Below are 13559 nucleotides of genomic sequence, written 5' to 3'. Positions count from 1 at the left end.
AAAAACCACCGCGAGGGTGGTTTTTTCAGATCGCTGGCTTACTCGCCGCGATAGATGCAACCGCTGGTGCAGGTTTCATGGATGCGAATCGCACTGAGTTCCGGCAGCAGGGGTTTGAGTTCAGTCCAGATCCATTTGGCCAGCACTTCGCTGGTGGGGTTTTCCAGGCCTGGGATGTCATTGAGGTAGTTGTGGTCGAGGCGTTCATAGAGCGGCTTGAAAATCGCCTTGATCTCCGAGAAGTCGCGAATCCAGCCGGTATGGGGGTCCAGGTCGCCGCTCAAGTGGATCGCCACCTTGAACGAATGCCCATGCAGGCGCCCGCACTTGTGGCCTTCCGGTACGTGGGGCAGGCGATGGGCGGACTCGAAGGTAAATTCTTTGAAGATTTCCACAGTATTTTTCAGCTCGGTCAGGTATCTGGCAGGCGGCGAGTTTAACAGCTTGATCCTGCGTCGCGCATACCGTCCCTCGTAGGGGTTGGGTCAGAGGGCCTGTAGGCGTTCGCCCAATCCGCCGTTATCGGCCAGTTGCAGAAACTCATCCCCCAATCGCCGGCTCTCGCTCATAGCGGTCTGCCAGTATTTGTTGCGGCTCGGGTCATCGCCCATGAAACGCTTGAAGTCGCTGCGGTCTGGCAGTTTGCCGTGGGGCAGACGGGCCAGGTAGTCCTTGGACGGCGCCAGCAGCAACACATCCTGCAAGCCTTGGGGATGGCTGCGTCGCCAAGGCAGGCCCTTGTCGAACCAGCCGGGAATGACCCGGTCGGTGAAGTGCGGGTACAGCACGATGTCGTCGCCGTGGTAGGGCAGGTCGAGGTGGTAGTCCAGCAGGCCGCCGTCGCGGTAGGTACCCGCGCCGGCACCGGGCAGGTCGCGCACGCCTTGCATCACCATGGGGATCGAGCCCGATGCCAGCAGCGCTTGGCGCAGGTTGCCCAGTTCCAGGTTGACGAAGCGCGAGGGGAAGTCCCGCAGCGCATGCACCGGCGGCGCCTGGCGCGGGTCGTGGATGATCAACCGTTCGAAGTGCCGCGCCAGCCTTGCGCGGCCGCGCAGGTTGTCGGCGATCACCGACGACAGGCCCAGCCCCAGGCGCCCGCGGTGGTCATCGGCGAGCAGGCCGTGGCTCTTGACCACCATGATGTTGAGGCGATAGTCGCGGTTGTCCAGCACCCGCGCATCGCGACCGGCCAGCAGGTCGTCGAGCATGCGCTCGCAACTGCGGCTGACCTCGGCCATGGTCACGCCTTTGGCAAAGCGTTGTTCGTTGTACAGGCGACCGAGGTCCAGCAGGCCTTGCACCGGGTCGGGCAGGCACGCGCTGGCAAACCGCCAGGAACCGATGGACGCGCCGATCAGTGCGCGCTCGCGGGGCGCGCGCGGCAGCCAGTCGCCGAACAGCGCCAGGTCCAGACCCTGGATTCCCAGGGCCTTGGGGCCGCCGGCCGCCCCTGGGAGGATGGCCACATCCGCAGGTGCAAGGCCTTGTTCGCGAATGCGCGCAAACGCGCGTTTGCCGGCCTTGAGCGTCAGGGCGGGGAACTTGATGTGGATGGCTGTCATACCGGTCTCTGTGAGCGCGAGCGGAGCAGTATAGAAAATCTCGCACGCTGTGGGAAAAGCGCCTGGCCTTGGATTGCCATAGTGGCAATTCAGCTTCAGTTAAGTTGCCGCCGCTACCGTGTCCGACGTAGGAAAAACATTGTGTAACGGAGACTTGTCATGAAACGCCTCACAGCTCCGGTTGCCGCCGTTATCATCGCCTCCACGGCGATCCAGGCTCAGGCGGTGGACGCCGACAAGCCGCTGACCGTGCCCGCCACTGTTACTATTGTCGCCTTCGATCAACTGCAAGCTGCGGCCCTGGCCCTGCATCCCGGCTCGACATTGCTGGATACCGACCTGGACGAGTCCTACGGCAAGTATGTCTATGAAGTCGAGTTGGAAGATGCCGACGGCATTGAATGGGAGATTGAATTGGACGCGCTCACCGGGCAGGTTCTCAAGAATCATCAGGATACGTAATGAAGGTAAATCTATGCGCCGGTGCTCGAGTAGCCTTGGTGTTCATGGCTTTCAGCTCTAGCCTGGCGGCCCGTGACCTCAACCAGGATGAAGCCTTGGCGTTGCGCCAGCAGGGTGTGATCCTGCCGCTGGAGCAGCTGTTGCAACAGGCCATGGCGCGCCATCCCGGTTCCCGCCTGCTGGAAGCCGAGCTTGAGAAAAAGCATGGCCAATATGCCTATGAAGTCGAGCTGGTGACCACCGACGGCGTAGTGCGCGAGATCAAACTGGATGCGAGCACCGGTGTGCTGATCAAAGACGAGGAAGACTGATGCGCCTGCTGCTGGTGGAAGACAACGTACCCCTGGCCGATGAACTGCTGGCCGGCCTGCAGCGCCAGGGGTATGCCGTCGATTGGCTGGCCGATGGGCGCGACGCCGCGTACCAGGGCCGCAGCGAGCCCTATGACCTGATCATCCTCGACCTCGGCCTGCCCGGTTTGCCCGGGCTCGAGGTGCTGGCGCAATGGCGTGCCGCTGCATTGGCCACCCCGGTGCTGGTACTTACCGCCCGCGATTCCTGGGCCGAGCGCATCGAAGGGCTCAAGGCCGGCGCCGACGATTACCTGAGCAAGCCGTTCCACCCGGAAGAACTGCACCTGCGCATCCAGGCATTGTTGCGGCGTTCCCACGGGCATGCCAACCAGCCCACCCTGCAAGCCGCCGGCCTGCACCTGGATGAAGGTCGCCAGTGCGTACTGCGCGACGACGAGGAGATCCAACTGACTGCGGCCGAATTCCGCCTGTTGCGCTATTTCATGCTGAACCCCGAACAAATCCTCTCCAAAAGCCACCTGGCCGAGCACCTGTACGACGGCGAGACCGAGCGCGATTCCAACGTGCTGGAAGTCCACGTCAACCACCTGCGCCGCAAGTTGGGCCGCAGCGTGATCGAGACCCGTCGCGGCCAGGGTTACCGGTTTGGCGCCAACCCGGCATGAAGTCGATTCAGCGACGCCTGAGCCTGGGCCTGATCAGCGTGATGGTGGTCGTCGGCGTGGTGCTGGCGCAGACCAGCCTGTGGTTGTTCGAGGCCGGTTTGCAGCGTTACCTGGAGGCGGGCCTGCGCGACGATGCCGAGAACCTGCTGGTGGCGCTGGTGCGTGGGCCCAATGGTGTGCAGTTGGATGAGCAGCGCCTGTCGCCGGCCTATCAGCGACCGTTTTCCGGGCATTATTTCCGTATCGATTTCGCCGACACCCACTGGCGCTCCCGCTCGCTGTGGGACCAGGAGTTGCCCCGGCTGCCCGAGGCCGGGCTCAAGGGCAATCTGCAACTGGGGCCCGAAGGCCAGCAATTGCTGGTGCTGCGCTCGGACTACAAGCGCTTCGGCCAGTCGATTTCCATCAGCGTGGCCCAGGACTACACCCCGGTGCGGGACAGCTTTCACCTGATGCGTCAGATCGGCCTGGTGCTGGGGCTGGCGGCGCTGTTGCTGGTGTTGATCCTGCAACGGATCACCGTGCGCCGCGCCTTGCGCCCGCTGGAAACCGCGCGCAACCAGATCGCCCAACTGCAACAGGGGCGGCGCTCGCAGCTCGACACCCAGGTGCCGCAGGAACTGGAGCCGCTGGTGGCCCAGATCAACCACCTGCTGGCCCACACCGAAGACAGCCTCAAGCGTTCGCGCAATGCACTGGGCAACCTTGGCCACGCCTTGAAGACGCCGCTGGCGGTGCTGTTAAGTGCGGCCTCCAGCGCGGCACTCAAGGACCACCCCGAACTGAGCAAGTTGCTGCGCGTCCAGCTGGAACAGGTGCAGCAACGCCTCAACCGCGAACTCAACCGTGCGCGCCTGGCCGGCGAAACCCTGCCCGGTGCCTTGTTCGACTGCGAAAAAGAACTGCCCGGCCTGCTGGCCACCTTGAATATGATTCACGGCGATCACCTGGACCTGAGCGACCACATCACCCCAGGCCTGCAACTGCCCTGGGATCGCGAAGACCTGCTGGAACTGCTCGGCAACCTGCTGGACAACGCCTGCAAATGGGCGGATGCCGAAGTGCGCCTGACGGTCAGCGAAACCGAAAGAAGCTATCTGTTGGCCGTGGAAGACGACGGCCCCGGCATCCCGGAAGCCCAGCGCGACCGGGTATTCAGCCGTGGTGCGCGCCTGGACGAGCAGACCGACGGCCATGGCCTGGGGTTGGGCATCGTGCGGGATATCGTCGAGGTGTGGGGCGGTGTGCTGCAGTTGCAGGAAAGTGAGTTGGGCGGGCTGAAAGTGCTGATCGAATTGCCCAGGCGTCGTAGCTGACACCCCGCAGATCAAGATGTGGGAGCAAGCCGCCTCCCACATTGGATGGTCTTCACGCTTTAGACGCGGAACTGGTCCATCAATCCCTGCTGCTGATTGGCCAGACTGTTCAACGCCTGGCTGACCCGCGCCGATTCATTGGCCTGTTCCGACAGTGACTCGGTCACGTCGCGAATGGTCGCCACGTTGCTGTTGATCTCTTCGGCCACCGCGCTTTGTTGTTCGGCGGCGCTGGCGATTTGCAGGTTCATGTCGCTGATCACCGTGACCGCCGCGCCGATCTGGCGCAGGGCCGTGACCGCTTCGCCGACTTGCTCGACGTTGCCCTGGGCCTGGCGATAGCTGTTGCCCATGGCGCCGACGACCTCTTCGGTGCCGCTCTGCAAGTGCTCGATGACCAGGCGGGTTTCTTCCACCGATTCCTGGGTGCGCCGCGCCAGGTTACGCACTTCGTCGGCGACCACGGCAAACCCGCGGCCGGCCTCACCGGCGCGGGCGGCTTCGATCGCTGCGTTGAGCGCCAGCAGGTTGGTCTGCTCGGCGATGCCGCGAATCACTTCCAGCACCGAACCGATCTTCTCGCTGTTGGCGGCCAGGCCTTCGACCTGGGCCATGGCGGTGCTCATGTCCGCGGCCAGGTGCCCGATGTTGGTGGTGGTGCGGTCGATCACCGTCAGGCCGTCGCGCGTGGCCTGGTCGGCATCGCGTGCAGCTTTGGCGGCCTGGGCGGCGCTGCGGGCCACGTCCTGGGCGGTGGCGCTCATTTCGTGGGATGCGGTGGCCACCTGGTCGACCTGGCGGTATTGCTGTTCCATGCCGGCGCTGGTTTCGGTGGCGATCGCGGCGGACTGGTCAGCGGTGCCACGGGCGTCCTGCACCGAACGTTTGACCTCGGCAATGATCGGTTGCAGTTTGTCCAGGAAGCGGTTGAACCAACCTGCCAGTTGGCCCAGTTCATCGTTTTTGTCATAGGCCAGGCGGCGGGTCAGGTCGCCTTCGCCGCTGGCGATGTCTTCAAGCATGTGCGCCACGCCCAGGATCGGCCGGGTCACGCTGCGCGCCATCAGCCACACCAGGATCAGGCCGATCACGGCGGCCAACAGGCCCAGGCTGAGTTCGAGCAGGGTGCCTCGGGTGTTGTCCGCGTCCATCTGGGCTTTCAGCGTTTCAGCGGGGCCCACCAGGACGCTTTCCGGCACATCCAGCAGCACGCCCCAGGGCTTGCCGTCGGGAATCGGTGCGAAGGGTGCCAGTATCTTAAGTTGATGGTTGGTGCGCAGGCTGCGGATGTGCGTACTGGCAGCCAGCGTGCTGAGCACCTGCGCGCCATTGACGGTGTCGACCTGGTCCAGGCGCTGGCTGAGTTTGCTCGCGTCCGCGCTGTAGCCGGCGAGCAAGCCGCTGGCGCTGAGGATACTGACCTGGGTCTGGCCGTCGTACAACTGCTGGCTGGCCCGTTGGGTAATGGCTTGCAGGCTGTCGAGTTTGATGTCTACCGCCAACGAGGCGATGAGTTTGCCGTTGACCATCAGCGGGAACACGATGCTGGTCATCAGCACGTTTTGCCCGTCGATCATAAAGAAGTAAGGTTCGATCACGCAGGGCTTGAGGGTCGTACGCGGGCAACTGAACCAAGCGTTGGCCGGCTCGCCGCTGGGTCCGACGCGGGTGTCGCTTATGTCGCTTTCGGGCAGTGCCATCGAGGTCAGTTTGCCTGGCGTCGGCTGTGACCAGTACAGGGCGAAGCGGCCTTTGTCGTTGCTGCCCAGCTCGGCCTGGTTGGCGAACAACTCATCCTTGGCGTCCAGCGCATTGGCTTCGAATACCAGGGACAGGCCGAGCAGGTCCGGGTTGGCCAGCAGTGCGGCCTTGACCTGGCGGGTCAGGTCCTCGCGGGTGTCGAAAGCGTCGAGGAAGCGCTTTTCCGCCTGTTCACGCAAGAACAGCACCTGGCGGGAAAAACCATGCCCATATTGGTAGGCGTCCATGAATTGCCGGCGGATGCCCAGCGCCTGCACTTCCCCTTGAGCCTCGATGCGCGCCTGGGCGGCTTCATCCAGCATCTGCATGCTCGAGGCTTTGACCTGCTCCGAACTCTGCGTCATGCGATACAGCGACAGCCCCACCAGCAAGGTCACGATTCCCAGCAGGCAAAGGCCGGCGAGCAAGGTGATTTTCCATTGAATGGACAGCTGTCTGAGGGACATCGAGGAGCATCCTTAACCTGAAAACACAGTGAGTCAGATTATCGGCTTCTTGAGGCGTTTCTTTATTGAGCGCCCTCGCCACAGGTTTTTTGACAGGCGGCCGCGCCTGCTGCAAAGTGCGCGCCCTCTAACAAGACCTCCTTCACGCCTGCACGCGAGCGGCCGTTTCCAATGGCTGCACGTGCGGGCATGCCTGTTTTTATGTTTTTGCTTGAGGTAACCATGATTAACGCAGTCATCGCCGCGGTCGGCACCATGCTGGTGCTCAGCCTGTCCCGCGTGCATGTAGTCATCGCCATCATTGTCGGCGCCCTGGTGGGCGGGCTGACCGGTGGCCTGGGCATCGAGGCCACGCTCAAGGCCTTCAACGGCGGCCTTGGCGGAGGTGCCACGGTGGCGTTGTCCTACGCGTTACTCGGCGCGTTCGCGGTGGCAATCGCCAAATCCGGCCTGGCCCACGCCCTGGCGGACAAGGCGCTGCTCCTGGTGGACCGCCAGGACGCCAGCGGCGGCGGTCATGTCAAATGGCTGCTGATCGGCCTGTTGTGGGTGGTAGCGATTGCCTCGCAGAACATCCTGCCGATCCACATCGCGTTCATCCCGCTGCTGGTGCCGCCACTGCTCTACGTGCTGACCAAGTTGCAACTGGACCGCCGCCTGATCGCCTGTGTGATGACCTTCGGCCTGATCACGCCGTATATGTTCCTGCCGGTAGGCTTCGGCAATATCTTCCTCAATCAGATCCTGCTGGCCAACGTGGCCAAGAGTGGCGTGGACGTCAGCCAGGTCAATGTCACCCACGCGATGGGCCTGCCCGCACTGGGCATGGTGGTCGGCCTGCTGGTGGCGGTGTTTGTCAGCTATCGCAAGAAGCGCGTGTATGACCTGGAGAAAATCGAGCGGGTCGAGCAGGTGGCGGTGCAGTACAACCCGCTGACGCTGCTGGTGGCCGGCGTGGCGATTGCCTCGGCGTTCATCATTCAGTTGTGGCTGGACTCGATGATCATCGGCGCCCTGGCCGGGTTCCTGATCTTCTCGGTCTCGGGCATCGTGCGCTGGCGCGACACCGACGACCTGTTCACCGAAGGCATGAAGATGATGGCGATGATCGGTTTCATCATGATTGCCGCATCGGGCTTTGCCGAAGTGCTCAAGGCCACCGGCGACGTGGGTTCGCTGGTGCAAGCCTCGGCGGCGTTCATCGGTCATAGCCGTGGCGTAGGCGCGTTGTTGATGTTGCTGGTGGGGCTTCTGGTGACCATGGGCATTGGCTCGTCGTTTTCCACGGTGCCGATCCTGGCGGCGATCTTCGTGCCATTGTGCGTGCAACTAGGGTTCAGCCCGCTGGCCATCGTGTGCATCGTCGGTACGGCCGGGGCATTGGGCGATGCGGGATCGCCGGCGTCGGATTCCACCCTGGGCCCGACCTCCGGCCTGAACGTCGACGGCCAGCACCACCATATCTGGGACACGGTGGTACCGACGTTCCTGCACTACAACATCCCATTGCTGGCATTCGGCTGGCTGGCTGCGATGACCCTCTGATGACGCCACTTACGTCAACGATAACGTGGAGCGCCAGATACTCAGCGTCGCTCTCGGGTTTTTCGCGAGCAAGCTTGCTCCTACAGGTTTGATGTGGTTGGCCGATAACCTCTTAAAGTCGCTATTAATAAGAGAGAAAAGCCATGCGTCTGAGTCTGAAGGCTAAAGTGCTGTCCCTTGCGGTCGTGCCGGTGTTGCTGTTTGCACTGGTGATCAGCCTGACGACCGTGTGGATTCTCCAGGGGCAAGCGCGCAACGAGGTGGATGAAACCCGCCAGCGGCTGCTCAACGACGCCAAGGCTACCCTGCAAGGTTATGTGGAGGTGGCCATGACCACCATCCAACCGCTCTACGACGCCGCTGCGCCGGGTGATACCGCCGTGCGGGCCGAGGTAGTCAAGCTGTTATCCAACACGAACTACGGCAAGGACGGTTACTTCTTCGGCTATGACTCCGAGACCATTCGTCTGTTCAAGGGCAACAGCCCCGATGGCGTGGGCAAGAGCTTCAAGGACAACCGTGACCCCAACGGGGTCTACGTCAACCGCGACCTGGTCAAGGTCGGCAAGGACGGCACCCACTACCTGCAATACAGCTCGACCCAGCCGGGGCAGACCGAACTGGTGCCGAAGATGGGCTATACCGAATACCTGCCGAAGTGGGACATGGTCATCGGCACGTCGGTGAACCTGGACGGTATCGAAGCCCAGGTGGCGGTGGTCGAGGCCAAGGTCGAGAAGCGCATGGAGGGCGTGCTGCTGAGTATCCTCGGCGTGGCCGTGGTCGTGGTGCTGGTACTGGCCGCCGTGGGCATGTTGCTGGCCAACACCTTCCTGCGTCCGCTGCACCTGATGAAAGCCAACCTTGACGATATCGCCGCCGGCGAAGGCGATTTGACCCGCCGCCTGGCCATCACCAGCCAGGACGAATTGGGCGACCTGGCGGGCGCGTTCAACCGCTTCGTCGACAAGATCCACAGCCTGGTGCGGCAGATCACCGAGATGACCGGCCAACTCACCGGTCTGGTCGGCCAGGTGTCCGATCAGGCACAGCGCTCGGAACAGGCCATGGAGCGCCAGCGCCATGAGACGGATCAGGTGGCCACCGCGATCAACCAGATGTCCTCCGCCGCCCAGGAAGTGGCGCGCAGCGCCCAGGGCGCCTCCGTGGCCGCCCAGCAAACCGATGTGGAAGGCCAGGCCGCCAAGCGCGTGGTGGCCGCCAGCATCGCGCAGATCCATGCACTGGTGAACGACATCCGCAGCAGCGGCGTGTCCCTCGACAGCCTGCAACAGGACGTGTCATCGATTGTCAGCGTGCTCGGTGTGATCCGTTCGATCGCCGAACAGACCAACCTGCTGGCGCTCAACGCAGCGATTGAAGCCGCGCGGGCCGGGGAGGCCGGGCGTGGGTTTGCGGTGGTCGCCGACGAGGTGCGTGCCCTGGCCAGCCGCACCCAGGCCAGCACCCAGGAAATCCAGGGCATGATCGACCGTCTGCAAAAAGGCACCGTAGCTGCCGTGGACGCCATGCGCCGTTCCAGCGATGCCGGCGACGGCACCTCGGCCCAAGCCAACGAAGCCGGTGCTTCGCTGGATACCATGGCGCAGCTGATTGGCACCATCAACTCGATGAACGCGCAGATCGCCAGCGCCGCCGAAGAGCAGACCGCCGTGGCCGAAGAGATCAACCGCAGCGTGCATCAGATTGCCGTGGCGGTGGACAGCGTTGCCGATGAAACCCAGTTGGGCGCCCAGACGTCCCGCAGCCTGGCAGACCTGGGCCAGCGCCTGCGCCAACTGGTGGGTCAGTTCAGGATCTAGGCCGTTCAGACATCGCGCATCAACAGGCCGAAGCGCAGATCCATTTCAGCCGGCAAGGGCACGTACACCGTGTGCCCGTCCCCCGGCGCCACCTCGATGGCTTCACCCTTGGCGTTGTGCAGGGTGGCCAGATCGAAGTGGAAGTTGCCGGCGGGGGTCATCAATTCCAGGTGATTGCCCACCGCAAAGCGGTTCTTCACCTTGACCTCGGCCAGCTCGCCGCGACGCTCGCCGGTCAATTCGCCGACAAACTGCTGACGCTCCGAGACTGAACTGCCGTTCTGGTAGTTCTGGTATTCGTCGTGCACATGCCGGCGCAGGAAACCTTCGGTGTAGCCACGTTGGGCCAGGGATTCCAAGTCGGTCATCAAGTTGCGGTCAAATTCGCGACCGGCCACCGCGTCGTCGATCGCCTGGCGGTACACCTGGGTGGTGCGCGCGCAGTAGAAGTGGGACTTGGTGCGGCCTTCGATCTTCAGCGAGTGCACGCCCATGTGGGTCAGGCGCTCCACGTGCTGCACGGCGCGCAGGTCCTTGGCATTCATGATGTAGGTGCCGTGCTCGTCTTCGAACGCGGGCATTTGTTCGTCGGGGCGGTTGGCTTCCTGCAGTAGGAACACCTGATCGGTGGGCGCGCCGATGCCCAGGGTCGGCTCCGGCTGGTATTGCTGGACGATATCGCCGGTGGAGTTTTCCACCGCGGGGGTGGCTTGGTATTTCCAGCGGCAGGCATTGGTGCAGGTGCCCTGGTTGGCGTCGCGCTTGTTCATGTAGCCCGAGAGCAGGCAGCGCCCGGAATAGGCCATGCACAGGGCCCCGTGCACAAACACTTCCAGCTCCATGGCCGGCACCTGCTGACGGATTTCGCCGATCTCCTCCAGAGACAATTCCCGCGACAGAATCACCCGGCAGATCCCTTGCAGTTGCCAGAACTCCACGCTGGCCCAGTTCACGGTGTTGGCCTGCACCGACAGGTGGATCGGCATCTGCGGGAAGTGGCGGCGCACCAGCATGATCAGCCCAGGGTCGGACATGATCAGCGCATCCGGGCCCATGGCGATGACGGGGGCGAGGTCCTTGAGGAAGGTCTTGAGCTTGGCGTTGTGCGGCGCGATGTTCACCACTACATAGAAGCGCTTGCCCAGGGCGTGGGCTTCCTGGATACCGAGCGCCAGGTTGGCGTGGTCGAACTCATTGTTACGCACGCGCAGGCTGTAGCGCGGCTGGCCGGCGTAGACCGCATCGGCGCCGTAGGCGAAGGCGTAGCGCATGTTTTTCAAGGTGCCGGCGGGGGCGAGCAGTTCGGGAGCGAGAATAGGCGGCATGGTCGGCACTTGGGGCAAAAGTGCGGCAGGGTAGGGCAAGCCGGCGAGGGTTTTATTGATCTGGGTCTACGCTTGTCACAAAAGATGGCACTTCACAGGGTTCGCGGCGGACTAAGCACCAGGGTGCGCACATGCACCTTGCTTTCCTGACATGGACCGGACATGAATCAAACCAACCTGCAATTCAAAACCCTACTGTTATTGCTGATGCTGGTGACCATCGCCTTTATCTGGATATTGCTGCCGTTCTATGGCGCGATGTTCTGGGCGGTGATCCTCGGCATCATCTTTGCCCCGATGCAGCGCCGCCTGCAGACGAAAATCGGCTGGAACCGCAACCTCACCTCCCTGACCAGCTTGATGGTGTGCCTGGTCATCGCGATTCTGCCGGTGATCATTACCAGCGCCCTGCTGGTGCAAGAGGGGGCCACGCTCTACAAGAACGTCGAGAGCGGCAAACTCGACGTCGCCGGTTATATCGAGCAGTTCAAGAACTTCCTGCCGCCGTACTTCCAACACCTGCTGGACCGCTTCGGCATGGGCAACCTGGAAGGGTTGCGGGAAAAGATCGTCAAGAGTGCCATGCAGGGCAGTCAGTTCTTCGCCACGCAGGCGTTCAGCTTCGGCCAGGGCACGTTTGATTTTTTGGTGAGCTTTTTCATCATGCTGTATCTGTTGTTCTTCCTGTTGCGCGATGGCCCGGAACTGGTGCGCAAGGTGCGCACGGCGGTGCCCCTGGCCGAGCCGCAGAAGCGCCGGTTGCAGCTCAAGTTCAATCGGGTGGTGCGCGCGACGGTCAAGGGTAACGTGCTGGTGGCCGTGACCCAGGGCGCGCTCGGCGGTTTGATCTTCTGGTTCCTGGACATTCCCAGTGCATTGCTCTGGGCGGTGCTGATGGCGTTTCTGTCGCTGCTGCCGGCGGTGGGCGCAGGCATTGTCTGGGGCCCGGTGGCCGCCTATTTCCTGTTGAGTGGTTCAACCTGGCAGGGCGTGGTGCTGGCGTTGTTCGGTGTATTCGTGATCGGCCTGGTGGACAACGTGCTGCGCCCGGTGCTGGTGGGCAAGGACACCAGGATGCCGGACTACCTGATCCTGATCTCGACCTTGGGCGGGCTGTCGGTATTCGGCCTCAATGGGTTCGTGATCGGGCCGCTGGTGGCGGCGTTATTCATGTCGAGCTGGGCGCTGTTTGTCGAAAGCAAGCCGCGGGTCAAGCTGCCGTTGCCACGAATCTCAGGCATGGAGCCTGAACCTTGAGGCCTGTTGCAGCTGTTTTTTGGCGGCGCAAAGGGACGTGAGCGGGCCGCTGATGGTCTCGCCATCGCTCACCAGGTACCAGCAGGCGAGCAAGCCCAGCTCACGCAAAGGGGCGGGGACGGCGCTGCCGATGACGGACATGATCTGGACAGTGGGCATAAGGACCTCCAATGGCTATGGAGGTCACCTTACGGGAGGGGCGGCGTGTAGGAAAAATCACCAGTCTTGATAGTCGACATCGACGCCAAGCGTCATTCCACCACATGATCGAGCATGTTCACGACTTCCTGCTCGCTGAGCAGGCCTTTGAGCACCAGGTTTTCCGTCAGCAGCGCAAGGAATTTGGCGCTGCGATGGCCTTCCAGGTGCTTGAGTTCGGTGAGCGCGCTGTAGACCTTGCCGGACGTACAGAGGCCAGCGGTGCGGTGCGGGTTTTGTGTGGGCATGGTCAGTCGTCCTTATTGTATGGGGCGGACAGGCTCAAGAATGGGCGTGTGTCGTGACGCAAACATGACAGCGCGAGCCCCGAGCAGGCAAGTAGACATTGGTGTCAATAATGTGGGATTGGACCCGCGGCATTGTCCTCATTGCGACCCTGGCGCGATCAATCCGGACTTCGCGCGCAAAAAAAGGCCTCGCGCGAAGGCGAGGCCTGTTTCATGCAGGACGATGGCCGGTTACCAGCCGCGACCGTAGTAGCCGTGGGGAGGGCCATAGTAGCCACGCGGTGGGCCGTAATAGACCGGCGCCGGGCGGTAATACACCTGCTGCTGTACATACACCGGTGGTGGCGGGGCGTAATACACAGGCGGCGGCGCGGCATAGACCGGCTGCGGTTGCACATACACCGGCTGCTGCACATAGACTTCCCGGGGCTGGTTGGCCACCACGGAACCTACGACGGCGGCGCCGACCAACGCACCCAGGACGGCCGGGCCACCCCACCCGCCACCACCGTGGGCGGAAGCTTGGCCTGCCATAGCGAGTGCACCGATAAGCAAGGCGATCTTGGGGATTTTACGAATCATGGTCATTCCTCGGTTAGCCCCTGCGCTTGTGGTCTGCAATCAATAGACTCAA

14 protein-coding genes and 2 pseudogenes are annotated in these 13559 nt (G+C 62.8%); 8 read left to right on the top strand and 8 right to left on the bottom strand.

All coding sequences use genetic code 11. From position 1 onward, the window contains the following. Nucleotides 1-38: 38 nt before the first annotated feature. A complete protein-coding gene (gene queD / locus BLR63_RS11895; protein WP_003237990.1) occupies nucleotides 39-395 on the bottom strand; it encodes a 6-carboxytetrahydropterin synthase QueD in 357 nt (118 codons plus the stop codon). 90 nt (nucleotides 396-485) lie between these two features. Next, complete coding sequence (locus BLR63_RS11890; protein WP_010566077.1) at nucleotides 486-1565, bottom strand: patatin-like phospholipase family protein; 1080 nt, start codon at nucleotides 1563-1565, stop codon at nucleotides 486-488. A gap of 159 nt (nucleotides 1566-1724) precedes the next feature. Here BLR63_RS11890 and BLR63_RS11885 point away from each other — a divergent pair, with 159 nt between their 5' ends. The 4 genes from BLR63_RS11885 to BLR63_RS11870 are packed head-to-tail and all read left to right on the top strand — an operon-like array spanning nucleotide 1725 to nucleotide 4322. After that, nucleotides 1725-2027 (top strand): PepSY domain-containing protein, encoded by a 303-nt coding sequence (locus BLR63_RS11885; RefSeq protein WP_010566076.1) that lies wholly within the window; start codon nucleotides 1725-1727, stop codon nucleotides 2025-2027. Then, a complete protein-coding gene (locus BLR63_RS11880) occupies nucleotides 2027-2338 on the top strand; it encodes a PepSY domain-containing protein (protein ID WP_042947083.1) in 312 nt (103 codons plus the stop codon). The genes BLR63_RS11885 and BLR63_RS11880 overlap by 1 nt, the downstream gene beginning before the upstream one ends. Beyond that, on the top strand, nucleotides 2338-3006 hold the full coding sequence (locus tag BLR63_RS11875; protein WP_010566074.1) for a response regulator transcription factor: 669 nt from the start codon (nucleotides 2338-2340) through the stop codon (nucleotides 3004-3006). The genes BLR63_RS11880 and BLR63_RS11875 overlap by 1 nt, the downstream gene beginning before the upstream one ends. After that, nucleotides 3003-4322, top strand: coding sequence for an ATP-binding protein (locus BLR63_RS11870; protein ID WP_010566073.1), 1320 nt, complete (start codon nucleotides 3003-3005; stop codon nucleotides 4320-4322). Before BLR63_RS11875 ends, BLR63_RS11870 begins: the two co-directional genes overlap by 4 nt. Before the next feature lie 59 nt (nucleotides 4323-4381). On the opposite strand, the gene BLR63_RS32360 is transcribed toward BLR63_RS11870, so the two are convergent. After that, nucleotides 4382-5086 carry a methyl-accepting chemotaxis protein gene (locus tag BLR63_RS32360; RefSeq protein WP_408003390.1) on the bottom strand — a complete coding sequence of 235 codons (705 nt, stop codon included), beginning with the start codon at nucleotides 5084-5086 and terminating at the stop codon, nucleotides 4382-4384. Nucleotides 5087-5287: 201 nt separating this feature from the next. Then, nucleotides 5288-5344 (bottom strand): annotated as a pseudogene (locus BLR63_RS32355) (hypothetical protein); the annotation flags it as partial. Between the two features lie 1410 nt (nucleotides 5345-6754). On the opposite strand from BLR63_RS32355, the gene BLR63_RS11860 reads away from it, so the two are divergent. The 3 genes and pseudogenes from BLR63_RS11860 to BLR63_RS32345 all read left to right on the top strand — a co-directional run bounded on the left by BLR63_RS11860 (nucleotide 6755) and on the right by BLR63_RS32345 (nucleotide 9897). After that, on the top strand, nucleotides 6755-8074 hold the full coding sequence (locus BLR63_RS11860) for a Na+/H+ antiporter family protein (protein WP_162097536.1): 1320 nt from the start codon (nucleotides 6755-6757) through the stop codon (nucleotides 8072-8074). A gap of 143 nt (nucleotides 8075-8217) precedes the next feature. Next, nucleotides 8218-8991, top strand: a pseudogene (locus tag BLR63_RS32350) (cache domain-containing protein); the annotation flags it as partial. 84 nt (nucleotides 8992-9075) lie between these two features. Further along, nucleotides 9076-9897: a methyl-accepting chemotaxis protein gene (locus BLR63_RS32345; protein ID WP_370623312.1), complete on the top strand. Its 822-nt coding sequence runs from the start codon at nucleotides 9076-9078 to the stop codon at nucleotides 9895-9897. A gap of 5 nt (nucleotides 9898-9902) precedes the next feature. On the opposite strand, the gene trhP is transcribed toward BLR63_RS32345, so the two are convergent. After that, a complete protein-coding gene (gene trhP, locus BLR63_RS11850; RefSeq protein ID WP_010566069.1) occupies nucleotides 9903-11222 on the bottom strand; it encodes a prephenate-dependent tRNA uridine(34) hydroxylase TrhP in 1320 nt (439 codons plus the stop codon). A 162-nt stretch (nucleotides 11223-11384) separates the two neighbouring features. Here trhP and BLR63_RS11845 point away from each other — a divergent pair, with 162 nt between their 5' ends. After that, nucleotides 11385-12479: an AI-2E family transporter gene (locus tag BLR63_RS11845; RefSeq protein ID WP_010566068.1), complete on the top strand. Its 1095-nt coding sequence runs from the start codon at nucleotides 11385-11387 to the stop codon at nucleotides 12477-12479. Here BLR63_RS11845 and BLR63_RS11840 read toward each other — a convergent pair. From BLR63_RS11840 to BLR63_RS11830, 3 genes are all read right to left on the bottom strand, one after another. Next, on the bottom strand, nucleotides 12456-12638 hold the full coding sequence (locus BLR63_RS11840) for a hypothetical protein (protein ID WP_010566067.1): 183 nt from the start codon (nucleotides 12636-12638) through the stop codon (nucleotides 12456-12458). The two genes, BLR63_RS11845 and BLR63_RS11840, sit on opposite strands and share 24 nt — an antisense overlap. A gap of 92 nt (nucleotides 12639-12730) precedes the next feature. Next, on the bottom strand, nucleotides 12731-12925 hold the full coding sequence (locus BLR63_RS11835; RefSeq protein ID WP_010566066.1) for a hypothetical protein: 195 nt from the start codon (nucleotides 12923-12925) through the stop codon (nucleotides 12731-12733). A gap of 231 nt (nucleotides 12926-13156) precedes the next feature. Next, nucleotides 13157-13513, bottom strand: a complete 357-nt coding sequence (locus tag BLR63_RS11830) for a hypothetical protein (protein WP_010566065.1) — start codon at nucleotides 13511-13513, stop codon at nucleotides 13157-13159. Nucleotides 13514-13559: the final 46 nt, after the last annotated feature.

The sequence above is a fragment of the Pseudomonas extremaustralis genome (genome assembly GCF_900102035.1).
GTDB classification, from domain to species: Bacteria; Pseudomonadota; Gammaproteobacteria; order Pseudomonadales; family Pseudomonadaceae; genus Aquipseudomonas; species Aquipseudomonas extremaustralis.
The sequence above is the reverse complement of the archived record's forward strand: the minus strand, read 5'-3'. Positions and strand labels throughout refer to the sequence as shown.